Source organism: Leeuwenhoekiella sp. ZYFB001 (assembly GCF_011784865.1).
Lineage (GTDB): Bacteria > Bacteroidota > Bacteroidia > Flavobacteriales > Flavobacteriaceae > Leeuwenhoekiella > Leeuwenhoekiella palythoae.
Genome location: NZ_CP050460.1, coordinates 3094134 through 3117921, shown reverse-complemented (window position 1 = coordinate 3117921; position 23788 = coordinate 3094134). Strand labels below are relative to the sequence as shown.

Below are 23788 nucleotides of genomic sequence, written 5' to 3'. Positions count from 1 at the left end.
TTACTGGTTGTTTGAAGATTGATCTTTTAATTCTACAGCTTGCCCATCTCTCAAAGAGCGTACTCCTTCTACGATCAGGCGGTCTCCGGCTTCAAGGCCAGAAGTGATCTCTACGCGTTGATCATCGCTATAACCTTCTTCAATTTGTACTTGTTTAGCGATAGCTGTACCATCAGCTTGCTCCTCATATACATAAGTAATGCTGTTACCCATTGCATTTTGCTGAACCACATTTTCTGGCACTACAATAGCGTTCTCAGCGGTGTAGTCATTTACCATAACGGTTGCGATCAGGTTAGGCTTTACAGCGCTATCAGGATTAGGGATCGAAATCTTTACGTCAAAGGTTCGGTTGTCTGGGCTTACAAAGTTGCCTACTTGTCTAATTTCACCATCGTAAGTTTTACCTATAGAAGCTAGTCTGATTTTTACTTCAGTACCTTGGTTAACTTTACCTAAGAAGGCTTCCGGGATCGAAGCTTCAACATACATATCGCTCAGGTTTACGAGGCGTAAAACACCGGTTTGCCCTGCGTTTACTACCTGACCTTGATCTGCCATCGTATTGTCTACGATTCCTGAAAATGGTGCAGTAATAACGGTTTTTGCAACTCTAGAGCGCAATTGATCTGTTGCAGCTTGCATCGCTTCATAATTAGTTTTTGCTTCTAAATACGTGATTTCAGAACCAATCTTCTGATCCCAAAGGCGCTTTTGACGCTCAAAGGTAGTTTTTGCTAAAGCGGTCTGTGCCTCTTGACGGGCCAGTTCACTTCCTAAACCTCCATCATCAATCTTGGCAAGACGCTGCCCTTTAGCTACGCGTTGTCCTTCTTTAACATAAAGCTGTGTTAGCACTCCGGTGTATTCTGCGTAAAGCACAATATTTTGATCTGTATCTACATTACCTTGAACTTCAAAATAATGCTTAAACAACGTGTCTTGTAAGGTTACTGCGGTTACTAAAGCTGCTTTTTTCTTTACGTCAAGCTTGTCTATAGCGGCGTTAAGCGAATCAATGTTAGCTTTAATCGCATTTTGCTCATTTACAAGTTCTGTTTTTTTAGCGCGCATTGCGGTGATGTCACCGTTTTCAATAATTTGTTCTACAGATTCTTCTTTTCCTCCGCAGGAAATAAGTAGGAGCGAAACAAATGCAAGGCTTAATATATTTTTCATAGTGTAGGTGTGTCTGTGAATTAGTCTTCTTTTGGTTGATAAACGGTGGTGTCTAATACTTTTTCTAAAGCGGCTTTGTTAGCGATGACGTCATACATTGCTTGTAAATAATCTTGTTGCGCTTGATAAAGTTGGGTTTGGGCTTCGCTCAACTCAAAGCTAGAGGCGATACCTTCAAAAAATTTAATGGAGTTTTTATTTTCAATACGTTCTGCCAGATCAAGGTTTTTTTCTTGAGTGGCAAAATTGTCAAGCGCAAATTGATAATCGTTGCGAGCGGTAGCGATTTGAAGTTTTACCTGATTGCGTGCACGCTCCAGATCTTCTAAACTTTGCTGGTAAGCCAATTCTTTTTGAGCAGTTTTAGCGGCACGCATACCGCTGCTAAAAATGGGTACGGTAAGAGAAACTCCTAAGATCGACTGTTCAAAGTAGCGTTGCTCATCGCTCAAAAAAGTAAACGAGTTACTGGCACCTGCAGCCCCATAATTTAAATAAGCGCTAAGGCGTGGTAAGGCTTTACTCTTTTCTAGTTTAACCTCAGTTTCAGCAAGATTGGTTTGATCTTGAGCAATGCGATAATCAATATTTTGCTCGGGATTGATGTCTTGCGTGAGTAAGTTAAGATCATAATATTGCAACGTTAGATCTTCAAGTTCATCAGTCACCATCAGTTTGCTATCTATTGGGATACCTAAAGTAAGCTTTAGCATGTCATATGCGATAGCAAGTTGACGCACGGTGTTGTTCAATTGGGTTTCAAGACCTAAAGCAGTGATCTGCAATTGCTCTACATCTTCTTCTTCTCCTAATCCGTTTTCAAAAATCTTCTGAGTGTCGTTAAGGTTCTTGTTTACGGTTTCTATGTTTTTCTGCAGAATCGCTACACTCTCCTGAGCAAGCAATACGTTGCCATAAGCTTCGATAATGGCTTGCTTTACTTCAAGATCGGTTTTGACCTTAGCATTTTCAGAAATCTGTAAAAGCGTTTTTGCAGATTGAACACCTACTATATAAGAGCCGTCAAAGATCAACTGATTCCAAGTGGCAACAGCAGAGGCATTTTGCTTCTGGCTAAACTGCACCGGAATAAAATCTCCCGGGTCTGCACTAGGATCAAAAACCACCGCCGGAATAAAAGACGTAGGTTGAATAAATTGATTTTGATAGGTCACTTCACCTGAGATTTGAGGCAGTCCCTGAGCGATAACCTCCCATTTTTGTTTAAGCGCGATCTCTACATCGGTGAGAGCATTTTTAGCATCATAGCTATTCTCGAGGCCATAAGTAATGGCTTCTTGTAGGGTTAGCGCATAAGATTCTACCTCTGTAGTGTCTTGGGCTAGGGAAGGGTTTAAATATCCCAAGAGGCATAAAAAGAGGAACATTGGTTTTTGCATTAGTCTTGATTTGAATGAATGATTTGATTGAGTATTTTACGACCTTCAGGTGTTACAATTCCACGTAAGTGGTATTCTAAATAGGTCTCGTAAAGCGGTATGTGCGGGAATTTATCTGAAGGAAAAATGGTTTCATCTTTAATGTTGGTAATCCCTATTTGATACATTCTGGAAACAAACTCAATGTCAAGATTGTTTCTGAAAAGTCCCAGCTCAATACCGCGAGCAATATTTTGCTCCATACAGCCACGCATAAAAGCATTCTGACTTTCACGCAGCTTGGTAAATATTTTTGGGTAGTATTTCATCATTTGTTGAATAGATGAGGTTTTTTCGCCCTGCAAATGTTGAATCACATATTTCTTTATTTCATAAAGCTCTTCAATAGGGTTCATGTGCTCATCTACCATATCTTTGACCACACATTGTACGCTGGTCAATAAATGATGGCCCACTGCTTCTACAAGCTCGGTTTTATGCGCATAATTGGCATAAATGGTCTTTTTGGATATCCCCATATGTGCGGCGATATCATCCATTGTAACACTTTTAAATCCGTGATTTAAAAAGAGTTGGGTTGCGTTTTCTAGAATTTCCGTTTTCATAATCCGGCGCAAATATAAAACGGAAACTTTAAAAACTAATTAAGTTTCCAAAGTTTTTTCAATATTTAATGATTACATAATATGGCCTAAGAATACCAGCTTGTGATGCTTGAAGCGTTGAGTTCAGAATTAGTGTCTTATTTTTAGCCAAAATTTTAAAGTATGCTCCGCATTGATCAATACACAGAGGTGTTTGTTGAATATCTAAACGCTAAGGTCAAGGTTAAAGAACCGGTGAACCTGTACGAACCCATTGACTATATTTTGCAGTTGGGAGGGAAACGCTTACGACCGGTATTGACGTTGATGGCGACAGATATTTTTGGTTCAGATCATAAGAAGGCTCTAGACGCGGCCTTAGCGGTTGAGGTTTTTCATAATTTCTCATTAGTGCACGATGATATTATGGATGATGCGCCTTTGCGTCGTGGTCAAGAGACTGTACACGAAAAGTGGGACATAAATACAGGGATTCTCTCGGGAGATGCAATGTTGATCAATGCATATCAGCTTTTTGAGAATTATGAAGGAGAAACCTTTAGAGAACTCGCAAAGCTTTTCAGTAAGACAGCAATCGAAGTTTGTGAAGGGCAGCAGTATGATGTGGATTTTGAGACACGTGATGATGTGACCATCCCAGAGTATCTTAAAATGATTGAATACAAAACGGCGGTTTTGGTAGGAGCTGCGCTTAAAATGGGCGCACTGGTTGCAGAAGCCTCTTCTGAAAATGCGCAGCGTATTTATGACTACGGTCGTGATTTAGGGATCGCGTTTCAGCTTCAGGATGATTATCTGGATGCTTTTGGTGATCCTAAAACTTTTGGGAAGCAAGTGGGCGGTGATATTATCGAAAACAAAAAGACCTTTTTATACTTAACTGCTTTGCAAAAACTAGATCCTACGCACAGCAAGCAGTTACAGCATTTATTCAGTATCAATCCGCAGGATCCTTCGGAAAAAATTGAAACGGTAAAGCAGCTGTTTATAGATTCCGGCGCAGCCGAAGCAACTCAGCAAGAAATTGAGAATTATACCCAAAAGGCGCTCAACGTTCTGGAAACGCTTGAGGTTCCTCAAGAAAATAAAGGTATTTTAGAAGACTTTGCCCGACTGCTCATGCGCAGAAAAGTTTAAAGAATTGAAGAATGAATTCCGGCAGTAACTTATTAGACCAGGTTCGCAAAGAGAAGCTGTATGATGCCTTGGTGTTTCAGCTTAATAAAGACTTTGAACGCGCCGGACTGGAAGCTGAGTTTGAAACTACTTACGAAAATCAACAGTTACTGCGTAATCTGCAAGCCGCACTTTATAATCTGGTGGTGAGTGATTTTGAAAGCTACCTCACGCTGCTTTACGCTATAGATGTTTCTGAAGCTAAGATCAAAGCTTTGCCCGATTGTGAGGTGCATCAACTCGCAGAATTTGTAAGCGTACTCATTCTGGAGCGGGAATTTAAAAAAGTTCAGTTTAAAAATAGAACCTGATAAATGGCATAATCGCACTGGTGTAGATGGCATCGTCATCGTTGTAAAGTATGTTATATCGGGCGCCTATTGTCACGGGTCCGCTACGGTAACCGGCTCCTAGAAATAAAGCAGAATTCCAGAAATCATCAGTAAATGTACCGCCGTCCCAATTGGCGCGTTGGGAAACATAAAGCTCTTCAAACTCTGCAGAAAGCTGAATGATAGGAAGCGGATTAGCGAGCGCAATAATGCTTCCACCCACAATTGAAGATTTTAAACTTCCATTTTTTACGTAGGCATAACTCAAGCCGGGTCCGGCAGCGAAATAAGGATTGAAGTTGTAAATAGCACTTGGAGCGAGGTTTGCAGCAAAATAGTCGTTGCCAAAATTCAATCCAAAACCACCGCCAAAACTCACCCGATCCCAAAAAGAATCAGACCGAAATTGTGCTTGGCTAGAAGCTATACCAAACACTATAAATAGAAGAATTATATAAAGTTTTGAAATCGATTTCATAAAATACATTTTTCTAAAGCTTAAGGCTTTGTTAGCAAGGTGTTAAAACCTGATTTTAAAATGTTAATGATAAACATAAAATTACGAAAGGACACGCTTGGTGCGCGCGATTTATTGTATTTTTGACAAATTATTGCTTAAAAAATCGACAGATTTAACTTATAAAATGGATAGATTTTCATTTCTCAATGCAGCAAATACTGCATACTTCGCAGACCTATACGATAAATATTTACAACATCCTGATAGTGTAGAACCCAGCTGGAGAGCATTTTTTCAAGGTTTTGACTTTGGGATCGAAGAAAGCGGTATCGCCGCAGACGTTTCAGAACTCAGCGCTAACACTTCTTCAGATAATGCTGTTCCTGATAAATTACAGAAGGAATTTCAAGTTGTTAAATTGATAGATGGTTACCGTACGCGCGGGCACTTATTTACTAAAACCAATCCGGTGCGCGAGCGTCGCAAATATGAGCCTACGCTGGCTTTAGAAAACTTTGGTTTATCAGAAAAAGATTTAGATACCGTTTTTAACGCGGGCGAGATCTTGGGTATCGGTTCTAACACCCTTAGAGATATAATCACGCATTTAGAGAACATTTATTGCGATTCTATCGGGGTTGAATATATGTTTATCAGAAAACCGGAGGAAATCAAATGGATTCAAAACAAATTGAATGTCAATGATAACCATCCTGATTTTTCTGCAGATACTAAGAAGAAGATTCTTAAAAAACTGAATGAAGCGGTTTCTTTTGAGACCTTTTTACATACAAAATACGTGGGGCAAAAACGCTTTTCGCTTGAAGGTGGAGAGAGTTTTATTCCTGCGGTTGATGCCATTATCGAAGCAGCAGCAGATCGTGGTGTAAAAGATTTTGTGATGGGTATGGCACACCGTGGTCGTCTAAATACCTTGACCAATATCTTCGGAAAGAACGCTAAAGATATTTTTAGTGAGTTTGATGGTAAAGATTACGATCAAGAGGTATTTGATGGTGATGTTAAGTATCACCTCGGTTGGACCTCAAGCCGACTTACAGACAGCGGAAAAGAGATCAATATCAACATTGCGCCCAACCCGTCTCACTTAGAAACTGTAGGCGCCGTGGTAGAAGGAATTTCTCGAGCAAAACAAGACCGTCATTATTTTGACAATCCGCAGGAAGTGCTTCCTATTGTAGTGCATGGAGATGCGGCAATTGCAGGTCAGGGTGTTGTTTACGAGGTGATTCAGATGGCACAATTAGATGGTTATACCACTAAAGGAACCATTCATATTGTCATCAATAACCAGATCGGTTTTACCACTAATTATCTTGATGCGCGTTCTTCGACCTACTGTACTGATGTTGCTAAAACCACATTATCTCCGGTATTGCACGTAAATGCTGATGATGCAGAAGCTGTAGTACATGCAGCTTTATTCGCACTTGATTTCAGAATGACTTTTGGTCGTGATGTATTCATCGACCTTTTAGGATATCGTAAATACGGTCATAACGAAGGTGATGAGCCGCGTTTTACGCAGCCTAAATTATACAAAGCGATCGCCAAGCACGATAATGCTAGAGATATTTATGCTAAAAAACTCATTGAGCAAGGCGTGATTGACGAGAATCATGTGAAGCAGTTAGAAGATGAGTACAAAGAAAAACTCGAGGAAAAATTAGAAAAGTCTAGAGAAGAAGAAACCACCCGTATCACTGCAATTATGCAAGATGAGTGGGAAGGTTTTGAGCCTGCTACTGAAGATGAGATGATGCAGCCGGTAGATACGACTTTTGACCTTGATGCATTAACTGAAATTGCAGAGGCGATCACCAAACTTCCGGAAGGGAAGAAATTCTTAAGAAAAATAAACAAGATCATCGAAGGGCGTCGCGCAATGTATTTTGATGATAATAAAATAGATTGGGGTCTCGCCGAATTACTTGCATACGGTTCCTTGCTTAAAGAAGGTTTTGATGTGCGTATGACCGGTCAGGATGTAGAGCGAGGTACGTTCTCACACCGTCATGCTGTGACCAAAGTTGAAGAAAGCGAAGAAGAGATCGTGTTGCTCAATAACCTTAAAGGAGAGCAAGGCCATATGTACATCTTCAACTCGCTGCTTTCAGAATATGGTGTGGTAGGTTTTGACTATGGTTACGCGATGGCGAGTCCAAAAACCCTTCCTATTTGGGAAGCGCAGTTTGGTGACTTTAGCAATGGAGCGCAGATTATGCTGGATCAGTATATTTCTGCAGCAGAAGATAAATGGAAACTTCAAAACGGTCTGGTAATGTTATTGCCTCACGGTTATGAAGGTCAGGGTGCAGAGCACTCTTCGGCACGTATGGAGCGCTATTTACAGCTTTGTGCAGTTGACAATATGTATGTCGCAGATTGTACTACGCCGGCTAACTTCTACCATTTATTGCGTCGTCAATTGAAGACCAATTTTAGAAAACCGCTTATCGTTTTTACGCCAAAAAGTTTGTTGAGACATCCTAAAGTAATGTCGACCAAAGAAGAATTGGCAAACGGCAGTTTCCAAATGACTATTGATGATGATAGTGTAAAAGCAGATCAGGTTAAAACGCTGGTTTTTGTGACTGGTAAGTTTTATTATGACTTGCTTGCGCAGCGTGAAGAATTAGGTCGTGAAGATGTTGCACTCGTACGTGTTGAACAATTGTTCCCACTTCCTAAAAAGGAAATCAGAGCAGCGCTTGAAAAGTATAAAAATGCAGATGATGTAGTTTGGGCACAAGAAGAACCGCGCAATATGGGAGCTTACGGGCACTTGTTGATGCATCTTCCGGAAGCTCAAAAATTCAGAGTATGCAGTCGTAAGTTTTACGGTGCGCCTGCTGCAGGTAGTTCTGTACGATTTAAGAGAAGACATCAGCGCGTAATTGATGATGTTTTCGATAAAAATTCAAATAACCAATAAAAACATTTTAGTTTTAACTAAAGAATAAAAGATAACAATAGAGAATTATGGCTTTAGAAATGAAAGTCCCTTCGCCGGGAGAATCGATCACCGAAGTTGAAATCGCCCAGTGGCTTGTTGAAGATGGGGATTATGTAGAAAAAGATCAGGCGATTGCCGAAGTAGATAGTGATAAAGCAACTTTAGAACTTCCTGCTGAAGCAAGCGGAATTATTACCCTTAAAGCCGAAGAAGGCGACGCAGTTGCCGTAGGCGAAGTTGTTTGTCTCATTGATACTGATGCTGCAAAGCCAGAAGGCGATAGCAGTAGCGACAAAGAAGAGCAGAAAGAAGAAAAAGCCGAACCTAAAAAAGAAGAGCCTTTAAAATCGAGAACGCCTGAGCAAACGCAAGATAAAAAAACGTACGCTTCAGGATCACCTTCTCCGGCAGCTAAAAAGACTTTAGATGAAAAGGGAATTGATGCTAAAGATGTAAAAGGTACAGGTCGTGACGGGCGTATTACTAAAGAAGATGCGGTAAACGCACAGCCTTCAATGGGAACTCCGGGAACCGGAAGCCGTGGAGAAAGCCGTTCTAAAATGTCTATGTTGCGTCGTAAAGTAGCTGAGCGTTTAGTTTCTGTAAAGAATGAGACCGCAATGCTTACTACCTTTAATGAGGTTGATATGACTCCGATTTTTGAGTTGCGTAATAAGTATAAAGAAGATTTCAAAGCTAAGCACGGTGTTGGCCTTGGGTTTATGTCATTCTTCACTTTGGCTTGTGTGCGTGCGCTAGAAATGTACCCAGCTGTAAACTCAATGATCGATGGTAAAGAAATGGTTTCTTTTGACTTTAAAGATATTTCTATCGCGGTTTCAGGACCTAAAGGTTTGATGGTGCCAGTTATCAGAAATGCTGAAAACTTAAGTTTCCGCGGTGTGGAGTCTGAAGTGAAGCGTCTTGCATTAAGAGCGCGTGATGGTCAGATCACTGTAGATGAAATGACTGGTGGAACCTTTACCATCACAAACGGTGGTGTGTTTGGAAGTATGCTTTCTACACCAATCATCAACCCTCCTCAATCTGCGATTTTAGGAATGCACAACATTGTTGAGCGTCCTATCGTACGTGACGGCGGAATTGCTATCGCACCTATTATGTATGTAGCACTTTCATACGATCACCGCATTATTGATGGTAAAGAATCTGTAGGATTCTTGGTAGCAGTTAAAGAAGCACTAGAAAATCCTGAAGAATTATTGATGGATAATAATGTGCTTAAAGCGTTAGAATTGTAATAGGTACATTCAATAAATAAAAAAACCCGCTGATTTTCAGCGGGTTTTTTTATTGGCGCCGCCAAAGGGTTTAATACTTCGAGGCTTGCTTTAAAATTGAAAAATTCGTTTCTAACCAATGTTTATTGAGTTTGCCCTGAGATTGTTTAGGGTTTTGTTTTAGCGATAGTTTCGTTTATCAATAGTTTCAATTCTTCCTCCAAAGAAACAGTTGGAAAAAGTCTTCCGGCTTGACGATACCAGTATTTTGCATTCCAATCATCGCCTTCATCGCGATGTAAGTGCGCGTGAATCAAACTTCCCATAGCAGTATGTAGGTCTTGTGCGATATTGTGAGAGGCTTCCCAGTCTCCTTTCGCTTGATACCAAAGTGCTAGTAAGGCTTCGGGCCAATGTGAAGGCGGATTGCTCTTCTCTAGTGTGGCTTCAAACTCCGTATAAGATTGCGGTATGCTCATGGTATTTAAGTTTCAGTTTTAAGAAAGATAAGTAATCTGTCTAAAAATAGACCATATCGTTTTTGTCAAAATGTCTCCGGCTAAAAACTTTTATCATAAGACTAATTCCTATTTTTGATACTTCTGATATTCGATTAAAAATTCCCAATATGGCTGTTCAAAAGCGCTTATTTCTTTTAGATGCTTATGCATTGATTTTTCGTGGTTATTACGCACTGATTAAAAATCCGCGAGTGAACTCAAAAGGACAGGATACTTCTGCAATTATGGGTTTTGTCAACTCGCTTTTTGATGTGATCAAGCGTGAAAAGCCAGATCATCTCGCAGTGGCATTTGATAAAGGCGGAAGTTCGGAACGTGTCGAAATGTACGAAGAGTACAAAGCGAATCGTGATGAAACTCCAGAGGCGATACGTATTGCGGTGCCTATTATTCAGGAGATTCTTAAAGCGATGCACGTGCCGTGTATTGAGATTGAAGGTGTAGAGGCAGATGATTTGATTGGTACGCTGGCCAAACAGGCAGAGAAGGAGGATTATCAGGTTTTTATGGTGACGCCGGATAAGGATTATGCGCAATTGGTTTCTGAAAACATTTTTATGTACAAACCGGCGCGAATGGGTAACGGGATCGAGATCTGGGGAATTCCTGAAGTGCAAAAACGTTTTGAAGTCGAGCGTCCTGAACAGGTGATCGATTACTTAGGAATGATGGGTGACGCGTCTGACAATATTCCCGGATTGCCCGGAGTGGGAGATAAAACGGCTAAGAAGTTTATTAAGCAATACGGTGGCTTAGAAGGTTTATTGGAAAATACAGATCAGCTTAAAGGGAAGATGAAAGAGAAGGTGATCGAAAACGCTGAACTAGGTCGTCTATCCAGAAAGCTGGCGACGATTATGACCGATTGTGACGTGAAATTTGATGCTGAGCAGTACGAACTTTCGCAACCGGATGCAGATAAAGTTCAAGAGATTTTTGACGAACTCGAATTCCGTAGGCTTAAAGATCAGTTTATCAAGATATTTTCCGGCGAAGCCGATAGCGATACCGGAGCCGCAGTAAGCGGTACGGAAACGGCTAAAAAATTAGTAAGTTCTGCAGAAAAAGCAGCGAATGCCGGCGCCGGACAATACAATCTTTTTGGTGGCGATGAGCCTGCTATAGAAGAGCGCAATACTCGAAAAACCATAAAAGACACTGAGCATTTTTACCAAAGTGTAGCTCCAGGAATGGCGATGAACTTATTCATCAAAAACTTAATGAAGCAAACTTCGGTATGTTTTGATACCGAAACTACTGATCTAGATCCGTTACAGGCAGAACTGGTAGGGATCGCTTTCAGCTGGGAGAAAACCAAAGGATTTTATATTCCATTTCCATCAGAAAAGGAAGAAGCACAAAAACTGATCGAAGCACTGCGTCCGTTTTTTGAAGCGGAAGAAATCGAGAAAATAGGGCAGAACCTTAAATATGATATCAAGGTGTTGGCGAAGTATGATGTTGAGGTTAAAGGGAAATTGTTTGATACAATGATCGCGCATTATCTGATCAATCCAGATATGCGTCATAATATGGACGTGCTCGCAGAAACTTACCTTAACTATACACCGGTTTCTATTGAAGAATTGATCGGTAAAAAAGGTAAGAATCAGAAGTCAATGGCCGACGTACCTGTTGATCAGCAAACCGAATATGCTGTAGAAGACGCAGATGTAACGCTTCAGCTGAAAGAGCATTTTCAAAAAGAATTGGGCGAGGCTAATACCCAAAAGTTGTTTGATGATATCGAAATTCCTTTAGTGCAGGTTTTAGCTGATATGGAATTAGAAGGAATCAACCTGGATCAGGAATTTTTAGGCAGTCTTTCTGAAGCGCTTAATAATGACATCACCTCGCTGGAGAAAAGTATTTATGAAGAAGCGGGAGAAGAATTTAATATTGGTTCGCCAAAGCAATTGGGTGAAATACTATTTGACAAATTAAAGCTTGTAGATAAACCGAAGAAAACCCGTACGGGGCAATATTCTACCGCAGAAGATGTGCTTTCTTATTTAGCTCCTGATCACGAGATCGTGCAGCACGTACTTGATTATCGTGGTCTTTCTAAGCTTAAGAGTACCTATGTTGATGCGCTGCCTGCACAGGTAAATTCAAAAACCGGCCGCGTACATACCGATTATATGCAAACCGTAGCGGCTACCGGCCGTCTAAGTTCAAATAACCCGAACTTACAGAATATTCCAATCCGTACTGAGCGTGGGCGTCAGGTACGTAAGGCTTTTGTGCCGCGTAATGAGGATTATGTATTACTGGCGGCAGATTACTCGCAAATTGAATTGCGTATCATCGCAGCTTTGAGCCAGGAAGAAACGATGATGAAAGCCTTTCAGGAAGGAGAAGATATTCACGCATCTACTGCTGCAAAAGTCTTTAATGTGCCCATTGATGAGGTGACGCGGGAACAACGTAGTAATGCAAAAACCGTGAATTTTGGGATTATTTACGGCGTGTCTGCTTTTGGACTGAGCAATCAAACCGACCTTAGCAGAAGCGAGAGTAAAGAGCTTATAGATACCTATTATAAGACCTATCCTAAACTGCGCAATTATATGAGCGAACAGGTAGACTTTGCACGCGAGAATGGTTATGTATCAACGGTTTTGGGACGTCGTCGTTATTTAAAGGATATCAATAGTAGTAACGCGGTGGTGCGTGGTGCAGCTGAGCGTAACGCGGTAAATGCGCCAATACAAGGGAGTGCTGCAGATATCATTAAAATCGCAATGATCAAAATACACCAGAAACTCAAGGATAAAGGCTTAAAAACCAAAATGTTACTTCAAGTTCATGATGAATTGGTATTTGATGTTTACAAATCAGAATTAGATGAAGTTCAAGAACTTATAAAATCTGAAATGGAAAACGCATTTAAGTTAGATGTTCCTCTTGATGTTGAAGTCGGGTTAGGTGATAACTGGCTTGATGCCCATTAAAACAGGAGTTTCTATGATTTCTTTAACTTAACGTTATAATAAAATATTCTTAACTAATACGTTTTATGTTGTTAAAAATAGGGTGCTATTATGTGAATTCTACCCTATTTAAAATTTGAATTTTATAAAAATCAATGAAATAACTGTTGTATTAATAAAAGTGCTTCGGATTCTGTTAAAAAGAAGTGTTTTCAATTGGTTTGTTTCATTTTTAGCGCTGGCTAATATCAAAATTCAAATTTTTACGAATGAAACAACAACTAAGATTAATCTGGTCATTAGTCTTCCTGATGACCTTAAATTTCGCCTTCTCCCAAACAAAAACGGTGAGTGGAACGGTGACCGATCAAACCGGCATGCCGCTTCCGGGAGTTAATGTAACGGTAAAGAATACCACAGGTCGTGGTACGCAAACCGATTTTGATGGTAATTTTACCATCGCAGCGAGCGCCGATGAAACGCTCGTTTTTTCTTATATGGGCTTTAAGCCATACGAGCAACTCGTAGGTGCTTCTGCTACATTTTCAATAACCTTATCTGAAGACACTCAATCACTGGATGAAGTGCTTGTAGTTGCTTATGGTACTGCAAAGAAAGAAGACTTTACCGGTTCTGCAGTACAGGTAAATGGAGAGTCTTTAGAACAACGCCCTATTACCAATGCTATTTCTGCATTAGACGGTGCTGCTGCCGGTGTAAATGTATCTGCAGCAAACGGTCAGCCGGGATCGGCTCCTAGCATCCGTATTCGAGGAACAGGTTCTTACAGTGCTTCAAATACGCCACTTTACATCGTAGATGGAGTTCAGTTTAATGGAGAGCTTTCAAGTATCAACTCTAATGATATTGAAAGTTTAACCGTACTTAAAGATGCTGCTTCTACGTCACTTTATGGTAGTAGAGCTGCAAACGGGGTGGTGTTGATCACAACAAAATCTGGACGCAGTGGAAAACCTCAAATTTCCTTAAAAATGTCTCAAGGTATTACCAGTCGTGGTATTCCAGAATACGATCGCGTTAGCGCGAGTGAGTATTATCCTTTAATGTGGGAAGCGTTACGCAATAGTTTATCTATGAGTAGTGATACACCGGTAGCTGAAGCAAACGCTATTGCTTCCTCAACAATTTATGATGAGCTCGGGCAAAACCCATTTAATGTGGCTAACGATCAAATCGTTTTAGAAGATGGAACTTTAAATCCTAATGCGTCATTATTATACGCGGAAGATCTTGATTGGTTAGAGCCGCTTGTGCGTACCGGTGTGCGTACCAACCTTGATTTTTCATATAGCGGTGGTACTGAGAAATCAGACTATTATGCTTCGGTTAGTTATTTAAAAGAAGATGGGTATATCATCAATTCAAATTTTAAGCGACTTACAGCCCGTCTTAATGCGAATACGCAAGTAACAGATTGGATTAAAACAGGATTAAATATTTCGGCTGCAGATTCAGACTCCAATCAAGCTGCAGATGCAGGAAGTTCGTCCTACGTAAACCCGTTTAGAACTACCAGATATATCGGTCCTATTTACTCAGTTCACGAGCACGACCCTGAAACAGGAGAATATATTTTAGATAGTGATGGCAATTGGATCTATGACCTTGGCGATAACCGTGTAGGTGGCGGTGGTAGTGGTCGTAATGTGATTCAAGAGACTTTGCTTAACGTAGATCGTGATAAGATTTTCTCATTTACGTCTAGAGCTTATGCTGAATTCACCTTCTTGCAAGATTTCACCTTTACCGTAAATGGAGGTATTGATAAGCGTTTTTATAGCAACGAAAGTTTTGACAACCCAATTGTAGGTGATGGTGCTCCTGATGGTAGAGCAGGTAGAACAACTTCAACTAGAACTACAGTAAACTACAACCAGTTACTTAATTATTCTAAGACTTTTGGAAAGCATAGCGTTTCTGCTTTAGTAGGACACGAAAGTTTTGATACAGAGTATGAGTATCTAAATGGATTCAGACAAAATCAAATCGTTGAAGGAAATACCGAGTTGATCAACTTTACTACTACAAATGATTTGATTTCCTATACCAGTAATCAAACGACCGAAGGATATTTCTCTCGTGTAAATTATGATTATGACAGTCGGTATTACATTTCAGGATCTTATAGACGTGACGGGTCTTCACGATTTAGCAAAGATGCTCGTTGGGGAGATTTCTTTTCTGTAGGTGGTGCTTGGAGGTTAGATCAAGAAGCCTTTATGGAGACTGCAGATTGGGCAAATCTTCTAAAATTGAGAGCCTCTTATGGTGAAGTAGGTAATGACAACTTAGGCGGATATTATGTAAGCCAGTCTTTATTTGCTTTAGATTACAACAACGCTTCAGAAGGTGGAATCTTAGTTGATTCTCCAGGAAACCCAAGATTGCAGTGGGAAACTAACATTCAAACCGATGCTGCAATAGAATTTGGTTTATTCAACAACCGCGTGGCTGGTACTTTTGAATACTATAACCGTAAGTCTGAAGATCTATTATTTGATGTGCCGCTTCCGGTATCTTCAGGTCTTGATGATTATCCTGACAACATAGGTAGCTGGGTAAACAGTGGTTTTGAATTTGACGTAACTGTAGGAATTGTTCGCAACAGTCAGTTTAAGTGGGATTTCAGCATTAATGCTTCAACTCTCAAAAATGAGATTAAAGAACTTTCACAAGAAGAGATCATTAATGGTTCTAAAAAGCTGGTTGTAGGAGGTGATATCTATGACTACTGGTTAAGAGAGTGGTATGGTGTAGATCCTGCTGATGGTATGGCGCTATACATTGCAAGTCCTGAGGCTATTGAAGCAGGAGGAAGCGATTTAAGAGAAATCGACGGAACCACAGTAACTACTAACCAAAATAATGCAAACTACAACTTTGTAGGTAAAGCTACTCCAGATGTTTACGGAGCCTTTAGAAACAACTTTGAGTATAAAGGCTTTCAGTTAGGGATCACATTTACTTATCAGTTAGGTGGAGAAACGTATGACTCTAACTATTCTGGTCTGATGCATTCTGGTACTTACGGAACCGCGCTAAGTACAGATATTCTTGATAGATGGCAAGAGCCGGGTGACATTACGAATGTCCCTAGACTTGATGCTGCGCAATCAGCTGCTTTTGGTGCAGGATCTAGCCGTTGGTTAGAAAAATCAGATTTCTTGGCATTACGACAAGTAAATCTTGGCTATGCATTTGATGCTGAGCTTGTGCAAAAGTTAGGGCTTACAGGAGCAAATGTATATGTAAGTGGAGAGAATTTATTCAAGCTTACCGCTAGAAAAGGTATGGATGTAGGTGAAAGCTTTAACGGTACCACTTCAAACCGCTTTACACCGGCTCGTGTATTATCAGTAGGATTAAATATTACATTATAAAAACTATGAAAAACAACTATATAACTAAGTTTACTTTACTCTTTGTAGTGCTGGGATTAGCATTATCATCGTGTAGTGAAGAATTTTTAGAAGAAGTGCCTACCGAAAGTGTTTCTGATGTGACCGCTACGTCAACAACCGGAAACCTATTTTTAGTAATTAATGGTATTCACCGTTCTTTATACATAAGATACGGCGCGCAAGGCCGAAGCGGTATAGGATCGTTAATGATTCAAAACGATGTATTAGGAGAGGATTTTGTTATGACTTCTCGAGGAAACGGTTGGTTTGTTTCTGCGGCAGGTTGGTTAGACCACACCAATGCAGATGATTCTGATAACCTTTTCCCGTATCGTACCTATTATCGAATTATCAGAAATGCTAACGTAGTCATCAATGGAGCGGAAAATGCTGAAGGTGATGCTGCAGAACGTCAGGCTGCTTTAGGTCAAGCAACTCTTTATAGAGCTTGGGCTCATTTTCAAATGGTTCAACTTTATGGAATTCGCTATTCAGCAGGTGCTGAAAATACACAACCGGGAATTCCTATCAGATTAACCGCTGATAATGACCCATTACCTCGTGCGAGCGTTGAAGAAGTTTATGCACAGATTAATACAGATCTTGATGCAGCTATTGAATTGCTTGACGGTTATGTGCGACCTAATAAATCACATCTAGATCAATCAGTGGCATTAGGATTAAAAGCACGTGTAGCTTTGGTTCAGCAAAATTACCAAGTTGCGGCAGATTATGCAGCGCAGGCTAGAGCCAACTATAATCTTATGTCTAATGATGATTACTATGCAAACTTCAACACATATACTAATGGTGAGTGGATGTGGGGAAGCTATATTCAAGAGGATCAAACCGATTACTATGGAAATTTCGGCGCGTATGTTTCAAGAAATTACAGTTCAACAAATATTAGAACAAACCCTAAAGCGATAAATATTTTGCTTTACGATCAGATTTCTGAAACAGATATTCGGGCTGTGTTGTTTGATCCTACCGGTCAACACGATAGTTTGCCTCCGGGATATTCAATTGCGTCTAATTTTTCACTTTTCCCATATACAAGTCAGAAATTCTTAGCTGCAGGAACCGGTGATAGTAGAATGGATGTACCTTATATGCGCGCCGGGGAGATGTATCTTATAGAAGCTGAAGCGCTAAGCTATATTGATGAAGGAGCAGCGCGTTCTGTATTGTTTGATTTTGCTTCAAACAGAGATCCTGAGTATACCTTGTCAACCAATACAGGTCAGGCTCTTAAAGAGGAGATATATATTCAAAGAAGAATAGAGCTTTGGGGTGAAGGTTTTAGATTCTATGATTTAAAGCGTTTAAATCAACCGCTTGATCGTACAGGAGCTAATCACGTACAAACAGTAATTAATAATGTGTATGAGGTGCCTGCAGGAGATAACAGATGGCAATGGTTGATTCCTCTAGATGCATTAAATGCGAACCCATTATTGGAGCAAAACCCAATATAAATTGAAGATTGATTAAACTAAAAAACCCGCTTAAGATTCTTAAGCGGGTTTTTCTTTGGCTAAATGAATTTAATGAAACCAAATGTTGGTTTACCAACCTGGGTTTTGCTGCGCAGCAAGAGTTGGGTTGTTGTTGATCTCTTGCTGAGGTATTGGCCATAAAAATGCAGTTGCGCTATAAGGAATAGCATCTACACCATAAGGTCCGGAATATGCGGTGCCTAAAGTATAGCTTTCGGCAGTAGGTGTGCCGTTAGCCACTTTCTGAGGAACACCACTTACGGGTGCTAAGTCATCAAGTTGTAGACGGTGAATGTCTGGCCATCGTCTTCCTTCCATAACAAATTCTATTCTACGCTCGGTAATGATTGCATTTACCAAAGCAGCCGGAGTTGCAAAACTGGTGCTCACATAGGCTTGAGTTGTAGGTGCTGCGAGCGATCTGTTGCGTACCAAGTTAAGATTGGTAAGCGCGCTTCCGGCAGCGTTAGTACGAGCATAAGCTTCGGCCATATTGAGTAACACTTCAGCATAACGAATTACCGGAGCGGGGTCTGTGTAGTTCGTAGCATCTTTATACTTGTTAGTGTACTTTACTCCTGAACGTGTGGTTACTAAAGTTCCTTCTCCGCGTCTTAGGTCGTCTTCTAACCAAGAAGGATTTCTCCAGATAATTGGGCTGATTACTACAAGTCCGCGACGATTATATTGAGAAGCTAAAGCTGCGTTCACACCGGGATTGTTTAAAGCTGTATTTTCAATAGAGAAAATAGATTCGGTATTAGCATATCCACTTGCAAAAGGTTCGTTAGGAGAAGCAGTTAAGGTATATGTTCCATTAAGTTTGGTTCCTTCTTGAATAACCATTGGCCAGTTACGCATATGCAAGTAGGCACGGGTTTTAAATGCAATTGCAGCTTCGCTTGTAGCTCTGATGATTCCGTCTGTTCCTCCACGCTCCGCTTTGCTTAGCAAAAGACTTTCAGCATCATCAAAATCAGCTAAAATTCGGGCATAGCAGTCTGCGACGGTGTTTCTGCCTTGCTCCAACGCAGTAGCGATAGACTCTGCAGTGTTGATCGGGTAGTCTCTATAAGGAACCCCAAGATGTGATGCATCTGGAGTGTCGTTATACGGTTTTGCAAAATGAAACAGCAACTCTAAATGTGCAGCAGCTCTCAAGAATTTTGCCTGACCCTCATAGTCGTCAGCTTGTTCCTGAGTGATGATCCCATTGTCTAACGCGGTCTGTACCCCTTCAAGAACGATGTTTGCTCTGTTTATTAAGCGATAGGTATCGCTCCAGTAATACACGTTATTTGCTGTAGTGGGGTCGTAGGTGCCGGTGTAGGTAAGCTGGTAAAAGGTAGCAACGTTTACCACATCTTCACCACGGTTATCTCCTTGCTGTACAAAAGCAGCCCCAAAAGGATACCCACGCCCTGCGCCGGTATACACTCCTATTTGAGCTGCATTGTACATACCGGTTACGGATAGTTCAACAAGATCTGCGGTAGAAAACGCAGCGTCTTCAGAGATTTGGTTAAAAGGCTCTAATTCGAGAACATTTTCTTCGTGACAGCTGTAAAAGACACTCAATCCTAAAACGAGAAGAAGTGGTTTAACAGCACCGGAAAATTTCATATTTAAAATTCGTTTTTTCATAGTAATAAGGTTATAGACTTAGATTAAGACCAAAAGAAAAAATGCTTGCTCTAGGTGTACCGTTAAGGTCAACACCTGCAGATTCCATTTCTGGATCTAAGCCTGAGTAATCAGTAATCGTCCATACGTTTTGCGCTTGTAAGTACAGGCGAAGCTTAGTGATACCTAATTGTGTAGCGGTATCAGTAGGTAGGCTGTATCCTAAAGTGATGTTATCTAATTTGATAAAATCGCCGTCTTCAAGAAAACGTGAAGTCGCTATTGAAGTTAAGTTGGTAGTAGTGTTTGTAGATGCATATAATCTGGGGGTCCATCCATCACCTGGATTTTCTACACTTTGCCATCTTCCTAAAATCTCAGTGCTGTTGTTTGTGAAGTTTTGGTTTAATAAATCTCTACGGGTAGCATTGAAGATTTTGTTTCCGCCGCTAAAGCGAAATAAAAATCCTAAATCGAAGTTTTTGTAATTCATAGAAGAATTTAAACCTCCAAAATATTTAGGAAGCGATTGACCTAAAATCACACGATCGTCTGCAGCGCTTAAAGAAGCAGCCTGAGAAACATCAGCAGGATTTGCAGGATCAAAAACCGAATAACTAGAACCGGGCAGGTTGCCTTGAACTAGGCTTCCGTCTGCTTTGTAATAAACCGGATTACCATTTTCTGGATTTGTTCCGTAATAACGCACACCGTAAATAGAGTTGATAGATTCTCCTTCACGAGTGATCGTGTTGGTGCCTATACGATCCTGACCGTTAACCAAAGCAATAACTTCGTTGTCGATAAAGGAGATGTTTGCAGAAACATTCCATCTAAATTCTTTATCCAGAATACGTGCATCTACAGCAAATTCATAACCGGTGTTTTGAATTTTACCAATGTTTGCGCGGTAGCTGTTATTAGGTACACCAAAAGACATAGGAGTTTCAAGATCTAAGATCAAGTCATCGGTGTCGTTTTTAAAGTAGTCTGCACTAAAGGTAATGCGATTGCGTAAAAAAGCAAGATCAACACCTAAGTCATATTTAATACTGGTTTCCCAACGCAGCTGATCATTACCAAATTGAACATAACCAATACCATTAGTGTCGCCATATTTTGCAGCGCCATAAAGTCCTAAATAAGGGTAGTTGCCAATGTCTGTGTTACCGACTTTTCCGTACGAACCACGGATTTTGAAGTCAGAAAGGGTTTCTTTAATGCCTTGCATAAATGATTCTTCACTTACAGTCCATCCAAAAGAAGCTCCTGGGAAAGTTCCGTAGCGGTTTTCAAATGGTAATGAAGAAAGTCCGTCTCTACGTAATGTTCCCTGAAGGAAATACTTCTGTTTGTAGTTATAATTCAAACGACCAGCATAGGAAATCAAACCATTCTCGCTTAAGCTTCCACCAGAACCTTGAACACCATACGAGTTGCTGATAAGGTTTTGATTGAAAAACTCGTTGCTTAGATCTGTACCTGTGCCGAAGAAACTTTGGTCTCTTGACTTTTGATATTCATTGATTAGTGTAAGCGAAACATTATGATCTTCTCTATAAGTCTCGTTGTAGCTCAACACGTTTTGCCAGTTCCAGCGGGTAAGGTCAGTGTTGTTGTTTTGCACACGTCCGTTTGAGCCATATCCATCACCGTGAATCGGGCTCCAGAATAAGAAACCTGTGGTGTTGGTTTGATCAATACTAACTTGAGTTCTAAAGTTGATCGTAGAAACGGGTTTGATATCTGCATAAACATTCCCAATAACACGGTTTACTTTAGAGTAGTACGAGTTGTTCTCGATCGCAAACATAATGTTTGGGATGTTATCTCCTACGGTTTCTAAGTTGGTGCCGCGTCCCATACGATCAGGGAATGTGTCATCTAAATTATATCCTGTAGGATCATTTGCATCATAAGGAGATACGTTAGGATGCTGACGGCTCGCATTAAAAATGTTACCTGAAAGTGAGTTGGTGCCGGTGTTTAAGCCGTTGTACTCAGAGCGGGTTAAACCTGCGTTTACCCCCATAGATAACCAACTTTTGATTTTCTGCTCAATATTTGATCTAAACGTATAACGTACAAAGTCATTAGGGCGCGCGATACTTTCTTGCTCGGTATAACCTAAGGACAAATAATACTTTGTGTACTGTGTTCCGCCAGAAAAAGAAACACTATGATCCTGTTGAAAAGCATTGTCATTTAAAACAAGATCTTGCCAATCTGTGTTGAATTCGGTTCCTGCAGCCCAATCGCTTTGGCCGCGGTTGCTGCGCTTTTCATTACTTATGGTAACAAAGTCTGAAGCGCCTAAAAGATTAAACGTGTTTACCGGTCTTGCAAAACCAGCAGACATGTTGTAATTGATAGTCATTTTTCCTTCGCGACCTTTTTTGGTAGTGATTAAAACAACACCGTTTGCAGCGCGTGATCCATAGATTGCAGTAGCTGAACCATCTTTTAGAATTTCTACAGATTCAATATCGGCAGGGTTTACGTCACCTAAAGCGTTGTTGGAGGCATAACCACCTAAGTCACCGGTGTAAATAGGAATACCATCAACAACTACTAACGGATAAGTACCCGAATCGATTGAAGCAATACCTCGTATTCTGAAACGTGGAGTTTCACCAATAATTCCGGTCTGTGTAGTAACCTGTACCCCGGCAGCGCGTCCTGCTAGTTGAGATTCAAAACTTGGAGTAACCAAGTTTGCGATGTCATCTCCCTTTACTTGAGATACCGAAGCGGTCAAGTCACGCTTGCGTTGAACACCGTACCCTACTACCACTACCTCGTCTAGCGATTCGGTGTTTTCTGCAAGGGTTACGTTTAATGTAGTTTTTGCACCCACAAGCTGCTCTTGCGTTTCAAAGCCCACAAATGAAAATACTAAAGTTTCATTTGAGCTGGCATCAATAGTGTAGGCGCCGTCAAAGTCAGTCTGCGTACCTCTGCCGGTGGCGCCTTTAATTACTACATTTACTCCCGGTAGCGGAGTGCCGTCTGCACCGATTACGGTACCTGTCACGGTCTTTTGCTGTGCGAAAGCCGACAGGCTTAGCAAGCACATTAAGAAACTAAATAATAATTTTTTTATCATTTAACATACATATTGATTAAGTGTCGAAAAGTATGTTAAATGTCAATTGAAATTACAAGATTTTCAATTGAAGGTCTTTTTTATTGAGAAGTATGTAAATCGAGTTGTGAAGGTGGCGATTTTTGATTTAAAATATGGTTTTTAGTTAAAAACATAATTTAAATGCAAAAAAATCCTTGTGCGTAGTATAGCATTTTTGTTAAGGTTTTTGCTGACTTTTTTAAAAAACAGCGTGACCAACGATTATTTACGACTTATGGAAGGATAAGAAATATTTTTTTCTATTTAAAGCTGCCAATATTTCAATTTTCAAAAAGTCTATTTATATGCTTTATAAAGAATTACGATTTGATTGGTACGGTCTGGGCTTGCCGTGGTGGGTGACAAAAATCGATCAAAATTTAGGGTGAAGCCATCGCTGTCAAATGACTGCAAGGTCGCTCGTATTAAACCATCCTGATCTTCTGAACCACCGCTTGCGGTTCCGTTGTCGTGAATAGCTTGCCCATTGTTGTTGACAAAATAGGCTGCGATACAGTGCGTGTCTGATGCAAAGGTTCCTATATTATTAATACTTGAACCACTAAATGCATTTGAGATGACTTGTTGGTCAATCGTACCGCCGTTGTTCTGCGCATAGCCAAATGTTGTTCCGCCTGCCATTCTGATATCATTTGTATTGTTACCGTCAGACCTATAAGTAGTATTGTAATCTTGTATGCGGTTTATTGCAACAAATTCTACGGCGCTAGGGGTAAACCCTACTCCGGTAACAGCTTCTGTACCTGCACTGGTCACAAGGATTTTTCCAAAGTGAATTTGCTTTGTGGTTTCAGATAATAATTGATTCCATTGGCTGTTTTGCCAATAATAAAATCCGGCAGGAGTTAAGCCGCCTGTTCCGTCGTTGTAGACTAAGGTGCTTTCAGCAAGGGCTCCGCTGTCTGTATTGACTACCGTAGTATTATCTGTAGTGCTAGTAAGTGCTACGCGTGGAATGAGCATACCACCATTAGCAACAGACTGCACATCTAGGCTAGCTTCTGGAGCTGTGGTGCCAATACCAATCTGAGCAAATAAAGCTTGAGAGAAGAGTAAAAGTGTTAAAACTAGGGGCGAGAAATTTTTCATCATTAGCATTTTAGTCCTGATGAACATCAAATTTAAAAAGAGAATTCTTTTTGGGTTAGGTTAAAGTGCTATTTTAAAGTTTTTTAATGGTATCAATTATTCGCAAACCTCTGTTTGCTATCTAAATATATAATTGTACATTTGCACCCCTGTTTTCACGCGCGAGCGATTGAAGACAGGAAA

At 40.5% G+C, this 23788-nt stretch carries 15 protein-coding genes; 7 read left to right on the top strand and 8 right to left on the bottom strand.

The genetic code is table 11. The features are described from left to right. The 3 genes from HCN54_RS13465 to HCN54_RS13455 are packed head-to-tail and all read right to left on the bottom strand — an operon-like array spanning position 1 to position 3184. On the bottom strand, positions 1-1179 hold the full coding sequence (locus HCN54_RS13465; protein WP_167598191.1) for an efflux RND transporter periplasmic adaptor subunit: 1179 nt from the start codon (positions 1177-1179) through the stop codon (positions 1-3). Positions 1180-1199: 20 nt separating this feature from the next. Further along, positions 1200-2579, bottom strand: a complete 1380-nt coding sequence (locus HCN54_RS13460; RefSeq protein ID WP_167598190.1) for a TolC family protein — start codon at positions 2577-2579, stop codon at positions 1200-1202. Next, positions 2579-3184: a TetR/AcrR family transcriptional regulator gene (locus HCN54_RS13455; protein WP_072983021.1), complete on the bottom strand. Its 606-nt coding sequence runs from the start codon at positions 3182-3184 to the stop codon at positions 2579-2581. Before HCN54_RS13455 ends, HCN54_RS13460 begins: the two co-directional genes overlap by 1 nt. A gap of 162 nt (positions 3185-3346) precedes the next feature. Between HCN54_RS13455 and HCN54_RS13450 the strand changes: the two genes are divergently transcribed. Both HCN54_RS13450 and HCN54_RS13445 read left to right on the top strand, forming a co-directional pair. After that, positions 3347-4321 (top strand): polyprenyl synthetase family protein, encoded by a 975-nt coding sequence (locus tag HCN54_RS13450; protein WP_167598189.1) that lies wholly within the window; start codon positions 3347-3349, stop codon positions 4319-4321. 11 nt (positions 4322-4332) lie between these two features. Beyond that, the gene (locus HCN54_RS13445; RefSeq protein WP_167598188.1) at positions 4333-4671 is read left to right on the top strand and encodes a hypothetical protein; all 339 of its coding nucleotides are present in this window, start codon (positions 4333-4335) and stop codon (positions 4669-4671) included. On the opposite strand, the gene HCN54_RS13440 is transcribed toward HCN54_RS13445, so the two are convergent. After that, positions 4655-5170, bottom strand: a complete 516-nt coding sequence (locus tag HCN54_RS13440) for a hypothetical protein (protein WP_167598187.1) — start codon at positions 5168-5170, stop codon at positions 4655-4657. The two genes, HCN54_RS13445 and HCN54_RS13440, sit on opposite strands and share 17 nt — an antisense overlap. 166 nt (positions 5171-5336) lie before the next feature. Here HCN54_RS13440 and HCN54_RS13435 point away from each other — a divergent pair, with 166 nt between their 5' ends. Further along, the gene (locus HCN54_RS13435) at positions 5337-8108 is read left to right on the top strand and encodes a 2-oxoglutarate dehydrogenase E1 component (RefSeq protein ID WP_167598186.1); all 2772 of its coding nucleotides are present in this window, start codon (positions 5337-5339) and stop codon (positions 8106-8108) included. Positions 8109-8155: 47 nt separating this feature from the next. After that, on the top strand, positions 8156-9391 hold the full coding sequence (odhB, locus tag HCN54_RS13430) for a 2-oxoglutarate dehydrogenase complex dihydrolipoyllysine-residue succinyltransferase (RefSeq protein ID WP_167598185.1): 1236 nt from the start codon (positions 8156-8158) through the stop codon (positions 9389-9391). 146 nt (positions 9392-9537) lie between these two features. Here odhB and HCN54_RS13425 read toward each other — a convergent pair whose 3' ends face one another. Beyond that, positions 9538-9849 carry a hypothetical protein gene (locus HCN54_RS13425; protein ID WP_167598184.1) on the bottom strand — a complete coding sequence of 104 codons (312 nt, stop codon included), beginning with the start codon at positions 9847-9849 and terminating at the stop codon, positions 9538-9540. A gap of 149 nt (positions 9850-9998) precedes the next feature. Here HCN54_RS13425 and polA point away from each other — a divergent pair, with 149 nt between their 5' ends. From polA to HCN54_RS13410, 3 genes are all read left to right on the top strand, one after another. Continuing rightward, complete coding sequence (gene polA, locus HCN54_RS13420; RefSeq protein ID WP_167598183.1) at positions 9999-12845, top strand: DNA polymerase I; 2847 nt, start codon at positions 9999-10001, stop codon at positions 12843-12845. 248 nt (positions 12846-13093) lie between these two features. Next, on the top strand, positions 13094-16225 hold the full coding sequence (locus tag HCN54_RS13415; protein ID WP_167598182.1) for a SusC/RagA family TonB-linked outer membrane protein: 3132 nt from the start codon (positions 13094-13096) through the stop codon (positions 16223-16225). Between the two features lie 5 nt (positions 16226-16230). Then, on the top strand, positions 16231-17724 hold the full coding sequence (locus HCN54_RS13410) for a RagB/SusD family nutrient uptake outer membrane protein (RefSeq protein ID WP_167598181.1): 1494 nt from the start codon (positions 16231-16233) through the stop codon (positions 17722-17724). A 90-nt stretch (positions 17725-17814) separates the two neighbouring features. Here HCN54_RS13410 and HCN54_RS13405 read toward each other — a convergent pair whose 3' ends face one another. The 3 genes from HCN54_RS13405 to HCN54_RS13395 form a co-directional block, all read right to left on the bottom strand. Beyond that, positions 17815-19389, bottom strand: a complete 1575-nt coding sequence (locus tag HCN54_RS13405; protein ID WP_167598180.1) for a RagB/SusD family nutrient uptake outer membrane protein — start codon at positions 19387-19389, stop codon at positions 17815-17817. Positions 19390-19399: 10 nt separating this feature from the next. Continuing rightward, entirely contained in the window at positions 19400-22474 is a 3075-nt protein-coding gene (locus HCN54_RS13400) for a SusC/RagA family TonB-linked outer membrane protein (RefSeq protein ID WP_167598179.1), read from the bottom strand. Between the two features lie 318 nt (positions 22475-22792). Continuing rightward, a complete protein-coding gene (locus HCN54_RS13395; RefSeq protein ID WP_240924889.1) occupies positions 22793-23608 on the bottom strand; it encodes a hypothetical protein in 816 nt (271 codons plus the stop codon). Positions 23609-23788 lie beyond the last annotated feature (180 nt).

Excerpts from the sequence above, each read along its gene's own strand:
- HCN54_RS13465 (WP_167598191.1), bottom strand. The coding sequence starts at position 1,179 with ATGAAAAATATATTAAGCCTTGCATTTGTTTCGCTCCTACTTATTTCC.
- HCN54_RS13425 (WP_167598184.1), bottom strand. The coding sequence starts at position 9,849 with ATGAGCATACCGCAATCTTATACGGAGTTTGAAGCCACACTAGAGAAG.
- HCN54_RS13410 (WP_167598181.1), top strand. The coding sequence starts at position 16,231 with ATGAAAAACAACTATATAACTAAGTTTACTTTACTCTTTGTAGTGCTG.
- HCN54_RS13440 (WP_167598187.1), bottom strand. The coding sequence starts at position 5,170 with ATGAAATCGATTTCAAAACTTTATATAATTCTTCTATTTATAGTGTTT.
- HCN54_RS13415 (WP_167598182.1), top strand. The coding sequence starts at position 13,094 with ATGAAACAACAACTAAGATTAATCTGGTCATTAGTCTTCCTGATGACC.
- HCN54_RS13455 (WP_072983021.1), bottom strand. The coding sequence starts at position 3,184 with ATGAAAACGGAAATTCTAGAAAACGCAACCCAACTCTTTTTAAATCAC.
- odhB (WP_167598185.1), top strand. The coding sequence starts at position 8,156 with ATGGCTTTAGAAATGAAAGTCCCTTCGCCGGGAGAATCGATCACCGAA.
- HCN54_RS13460 (WP_167598190.1), bottom strand. The coding sequence starts at position 2,579 with ATGCAAAAACCAATGTTCCTCTTTTTATGCCTCTTGGGATATTTAAAC.
- polA (WP_167598183.1), top strand. The coding sequence starts at position 9,999 with ATGGCTGTTCAAAAGCGCTTATTTCTTTTAGATGCTTATGCATTGATT.
- HCN54_RS13405 (WP_167598180.1), bottom strand. The coding sequence starts at position 19,389 with ATGAAAAAACGAATTTTAAATATGAAATTTTCCGGTGCTGTTAAACCA.
- HCN54_RS13435 (WP_167598186.1), top strand. The coding sequence starts at position 5,337 with ATGGATAGATTTTCATTTCTCAATGCAGCAAATACTGCATACTTCGCA.
- HCN54_RS13395 (WP_240924889.1), bottom strand. The coding sequence starts at position 23,608 with ATGATGAAAAATTTCTCGCCCCTAGTTTTAACACTTTTACTCTTCTCT.
- HCN54_RS13445 (WP_167598188.1), top strand. The coding sequence starts at position 4,333 with ATGAATTCCGGCAGTAACTTATTAGACCAGGTTCGCAAAGAGAAGCTG.
- HCN54_RS13400 (WP_167598179.1), bottom strand. The coding sequence starts at position 22,474 with ATGATAAAAAAATTATTATTTAGTTTCTTAATGTGCTTGCTAAGCCTG.
- HCN54_RS13450 (WP_167598189.1), top strand. The coding sequence starts at position 3,347 with ATGCTCCGCATTGATCAATACACAGAGGTGTTTGTTGAATATCTAAAC.